This is a genomic window from Photorhabdus sp. CRCIA-P01, assembly GCF_003545805.1.
GTDB classification, from domain to species: Bacteria; Pseudomonadota; Gammaproteobacteria; order Enterobacterales; family Enterobacteriaceae; genus Photorhabdus; species Photorhabdus antumapuensis.
Map to the genome: position 1 here is coordinate 1 of NZ_NMQR01000092.1, position 5859 is coordinate 5859.

Sequence of the window (5859 nt, forward strand, 5' to 3'; positions counted from 1 at the left end):
ATTTCATCACTGGCCTTATTGATCAGTTTAGACGCTTCTCCAACGTCACCTTTCTGTAAAGCTTTTTCTACCGCCTTGATAGTTTTCCCGGCGGCATCACCTGCACCGGGAATAATCGCTATCGCGGCGACCAGATAATCTAATGCGCTCTCAGCCTCGACAAAGCCTTTGATATCCCCGATAACGGGCACGAAGTCAGTACCAACGCTGATAATTTCCCCGGTTTGTTTACACGCCTCCGGTGACTGCTGACAAAAGGCTTGTTTTTTCTCCTCGTAGGCTTTGATTGTGCCTGACTTTTCTTTCTCTGCGGCGGACAGAAGATGGGCCAGCGAATTATACACAATCACTATTTCCCCAGCATTGGCACCACTGTTAGCCCCCTCTGCGCTATGGGTCACAATCGCACCCGCAACACCGCCGATGACTTTACCACCGGCCTGAATTGCCATCGGGTCGCTAAAGGTTTTATCCAGCGTTATGGCCGCCAGTTCTGCTGCTAATGCCCCTACCGCTGCCCCTTTGGCATTCCCTCCGCCAATCTCGGCAGCCAAGGCAGATACCGCAGCATGGCTAATCGCTTTACCCGGCACACCCAGAATTTCCCCGTTATCCCCAATCAGCCTGGCCCCTTCCGCATTCATCTGGTTACCGATATTGCTCAGTAACGCCGCTTGCAGATTATCCGTAAAACTGCCGCCGTTAATCGCCGTGCCTATGGTTGAGCTCACGACGGAGTGTGCCGCGACACGTTGGGCCACCTGACTCCAGTTATTGTTACTCAGCAAGGGAAGCGGCGATTTTATCGGGTCGACAACGCTTTGTCCTTCCACTAATTTTCCCCAGCCCATCGTGTGGTCCAGTCCCCCTAATGCACCCCCCACGGCTATTTGGGTCACCAGGGATTTGACTGAATCGCGCTTCGCTAAGGCGGCCAGGGTTTTGCTGAGATCCCCTTTATTTTCAACTAACGCCACCGCCGCCTGCGAGGTCAACCCTATCATCCCGCCATAAGCCGCCCCATAAACCGCGCTCGCCGTGGCCCCGGAGGCGCCTGTCGCCCCCACGGCGCCGCTTCCCGCCCAGGCCGCCAGACCCGAGCCCGCCGTCACCGCAGCCACCGCRATCGCAATCACSGCCCCCGCAACCGGGTTTAAGCTTGCGCTTTTTTTGTCCCAACTGCGGTAAGCGTCCTTAACCRCGTTCCACTGGACGTCATTGCGGCCTTGCAGATTTTTCAGCCATTCCGTGCCGGGAGTGCTACCCAGTACGACTAACGTGTCTTCCAGTAACTGTCCCTCTTTCACTTTCACATCCGTGTTGATGCCTTTCGCCGCCTCCACCGTCAGCGTACCGCCGACATGAACCGACGGGATTATCCAGGTCTCCTCACGGTGGCCTTTATCGTGCTGCGTAATAAAAAAGCCTGTTGATGTGGTGAGGGTCTGCTCAACATCAATGTTGGGCATCGCCTTGAAGTTCACCTTCCCGGTCTGGCTGGTGATTTTCGCGTTTTTATCGGTTTCTATTCGACTCGCTTCTAATGTCACTTCATCTTTTGCCCTCAGGTTAATATCACCRCCGGCCGTAAATTCCGTGACTTTGTTAGTCTTCTTGATTTGTACTCGATGTTCTGTTTTAGCACCAAAGACTTTACACGACTTTATGGGYCCGAAACCTTTACAGCTTTTCCTCGTTTCTTCCCGCCTATAGACYTCTTCCATGGCTTGCGCATAAAGAAAGCCGCCGGTTGCCGCGATATCCATCACCCCTTTGGCGATTAATTCCGTCGCCTGGAATAAAATACTGCCCTGAGAGCGGATAGTTAATGCGCCWCCACTGTTTAACCGACTGGCATGTTGCATGAAGCGCTCAATATTCCCCTCGCGGATAAATTCTTGTCGCGACTCAAAGCGCACATTYCCACCGGCGGAAAGCCGCATATCATTGCCGGATGTCAAGCTGGCYCCGGATGTCAATAGGTTGCCTGCCGCAACCAGGGTGAGATTTTGGGCCGCGTTGACGGCGCCGGTGGCATAAAGGGTGTGTTTATCGCCATCATTAATCGGCGAATATTGCCGGGCGGAGAACAGTAAATCCCGGCCGGCGTTAACCGAGATATTCCCCCGAGTCGAGGTTAATCTCGCGATACCCGCGATATCTTCCCCTGCACTGAGTTGCAGGTGATCACCCGCRGTAATTTGCGTGCCTAATTCAGAGAATTTGTCTAATCCATCTAATTCGGATAAATAAAACAGGCTCTCCGGCGTATTGGGGCGAGAAATATCAATATYGCGGCCCGCACTGAGCMTGACTTGTTGCCCCGCCCGGATACCCGCTTGCCGCAACATTAACTCATTGCCCGCCAACAGATGAATATTGCCCGCCGTATTCAATTGACTTCGACTGGCATTCAGRTTACGACCCGCACTTAAGGTCAGATTGTGTGATTTATCCAACCGGGTACCGGAGAGATCCAGATCGTTGCCSGCTGAAATCCGCAAATGATTATCGGCCGAAATTGAGGCTAATAACTCATGAGGCCGATTTCGTCCCATTTGGATATCGCCTTCACGCACCAACAGCTCTACATTTTCCCCCTTTAATTCGGCCTGACCGGCGGTGATATCTTTGCCCGCCATTAATGTCAGATTGTGATTYGCCGCTAATTTAACCCGGTCGGCAACAATTTCATGACCCGCATTTAACGTCATATTGTTGGCTTTATCGAATAAAATCCCCTGGAGATTCAGCTTGTGACTCGCAAACATCTGCAMATTATTGCCGGCCGAAATACGCGAATCATCCCCGCCCATCGGCATCCGAATATCCCCTTCACGCACCAGAAGCTCTATATTTTCCCCTTTCAGCTCGATTTGACGGGCGGTGATATCTTTGCCTGCAATGAGKGTCAGATTTTTCTGTGCCGCCAATTTAACTTGGCTGGCATCAATTTCACGACCGGCATTTAACGTGATGTTGTTTGATTTATCGAACAAAAGACCGTAGAGATCCAGTTTGTGATTCGCGAATATCTGCAAATTATTGCCGGCCGAAATACGAGAACCCTCACCACCCAGCCGGATGTCGCCTTCGCGCGTCAGCAGTTCAACATTTTCGCCCTTCAACCCGGCTTGAAAGGCATCAATATCTTTACCCGCCATCAAGGTCAGATTTCTCCCGGCCGCCAGTGTATTTTGGTAGGCACGCATTCTGCCTTCGGCGATGACKGACAGATCATGGGCCGCGTTGAGGTATCCCAGGCTGATAATGTCACCGGCATGCAGCAGAATATTTTTCGCCGATATAAACGCCGTGCCGTTGAATTGATTAACAAAATCCGCCACCACATTCAGACCGGCCGAGAGTTTACCGTCCATCCCGTTRTTMAAGTCGYGACCGGTTAAGATAAGATTTTTCTKCGCCTGAAACTGACTTTGGCTGTTATCCARCYKGGTCGCATTGATATAAGCATTCGCGCCCGCAGCCAGGCTGGCATTATCCGTATGACTGAATGCTTTTGTGCGAATAATGATATCGCCATGATGGGTTTTCAGCGTCGCTGAATCGTTGTCAACCCGGGTGCTGAGGTGACCGCTCGCATCTTTTTGCAACCAGAGATGATGATTGGCCTGAATCAGCCCCTTATTCTGATTGTCCAGACGGTCAATAAACAAYCGCATATCCCCTTCGGCGATAATYTTACCYCGGTTGTCCAATGTGTTCGCRGCCAGCGTCATCTCTTTCCCGGCCCGCACCTGACTCTGTTCCGCCGTTTCAATGCCCTGACTGCTYACGGTGATATCGGTTTTGGCCTGTATATTGCCCAGCGTCATCTTGCCATCCGCGGTCAAACGGATGTCGCCCTGCGTTGCGGTCAGGTGGGTCAGATTGACCGCCTTGCCCGGCTCGGTACTGACCAGACGGATGTGATGGGCAGACATGCCCCCCAGTGACCCGGTATCCATCGCTCTCCAGGGGGCATAACCGTCCCCGGCAAGGGGGACAAGGGTCCCGCGTTTGACATCAATCCGGTTGGGCCCTTGTGTCAATGTCAGGTTTTTCGCCTGTAGCTTACCGTTAAGCTGTGTGTTCCGGCTGATGATATCGATATCATCCTGCGCCGTCGCGTCCAGCCCCTTTTCATCAACGGTGATAGTGCCTTTTTTCACCTCCAGGGCCGCTAATGCGCCCGCTTTATCAAACACCGGTTTCCCGGTCGATAAGGTGACCGCCGGGGTATTGATAAAGCCACAGCCATCACAGGTGATGCCGTTCGGGTTGGCGATAAAGACCGCGGCTTTTTGCCCTGCCACTTCCAGCAGGCCCTGTAAATTTGAGGCAACCGTCCCCACCACTTCATTAATAATCAACTCAGCCGATTGACCGTTGAAGTGAGGGTTTGCCCCAATTTGTCCCGCCAGGACGGATGGGGTCGCAGCGGTCGCATTATTGAACACCAGCCCTAAAGCCCCGACATTAAACTCCCGATAACGGTTATGTGAAACCCCGCGGGAATTAGGCGCCGCAATATGAATAACCGGCAGGTTATTTTTCACGGCAATCCGGGTTTGCTTATCCGCCAGTTGGATCCCGGGTATGCCACCGGCTATTTCTGGGATATTGATTGCCAACTGGGGGACATGGCCTAACGCAAGGTCAATCAGTGCAGCAGTCACCGGGGTATATTTTCCGTCGGCTGAGTACAACGCGGGGCTATTTTGGGCGACGGCGGCCGTCCCTGCTGCCGATAAGGTGGTCTCCGCTATATCGCGGCCGGCAATCAGGGTTAAATTGTTGTCGGCGGTGACGTGACCGACATAAAGCGAGTCACCACTGGTGAGGGTAATATCTTTCCCGGCGGTCAGGGCAATGCCACCCAGATTTATCCCGCCACCCGCGTGAAGATCAATATTTTCATCCGCAGCCAAATGCTGATTAATATCAATCCATTCATTACTCGCCACAAAGATATTTTTTGCCCGGCTAATTAGCGTATCTGAAAGAGATAATCCGCGTTTAGACAGAATACGCAACGTATTAACCGCAGAAATCAGGGATAATGCCGGTGTGCCTTTCGGCGTGTCACTGCCGCCGGGTAAAACAGCCGTACTATAACTGTTGGAAATCAAGGTCATGTTAAGACCGGAGATATCCGCGCCACGCATCGTAAAACTGTTCTCGCCCTGTAGCAGGACCTGGTGCCCGGCGTTGACATTTCCCCCCTCTAAAGACAAGGCTTTCGCTTTRATGGCRACATCYCCGTCGGCACGAATGCGTCCCCGATGCTGCAAGGTATCGGCGGTCAATGTCAGATGTTGACCGGCTTGCATATGACTCTGTTTCGCCATGTCAATGCCTTTACCGCGCAGGTTGATGTCGGTTTTGGCCTGCACATCCCCCAGARTCACCTGACCATCGGCGRTCAMAYTGATRTCGCCTTGCGTYGCCGTCAGGTTAGTCAGGTTGACCGCCTTACCCGGCTCGGTACTSACCAGACGAATTTTATGGGCAGATATTCCCCCCAATGACCCGGTATCTATCGCTGCCCAAGGGGTATAATCTTCCCCGGTAATCGGCACAATCGTCCCGCGTTTTAAATCAATCCGGTTGGGGCCTTGTGTCAATGTCAGGTTTTTCGCCTGTAGTCTGCCGTTGAGCTGAGTGGTCCGACTGATGATATCGACAGTATCCTGCGCCGTCGCATCCAGCCCTTTTTCACCCAGGATGATGGCGCCTTTCTTCACTTCCAGGGCCGCTAACGCCCCGTCTTGATCAAACACCGGTTTACCGGTCGATAAGGTGACCGCCGGGGTATTGATAAAGCCGCAACCATTACAAATCATGCCATTCGGGTTG

The 5859-nt window shown here is 52.8% G+C and carries 1 protein-coding gene; it reads right to left on the reverse strand.

What is annotated here, in order from left to right:
* On the reverse strand, positions 1-5859 hold a 5859-nt coding region (locus D3222_RS23255), incomplete at both ends, for a two-partner secretion domain-containing protein (RefSeq protein WP_118988217.1).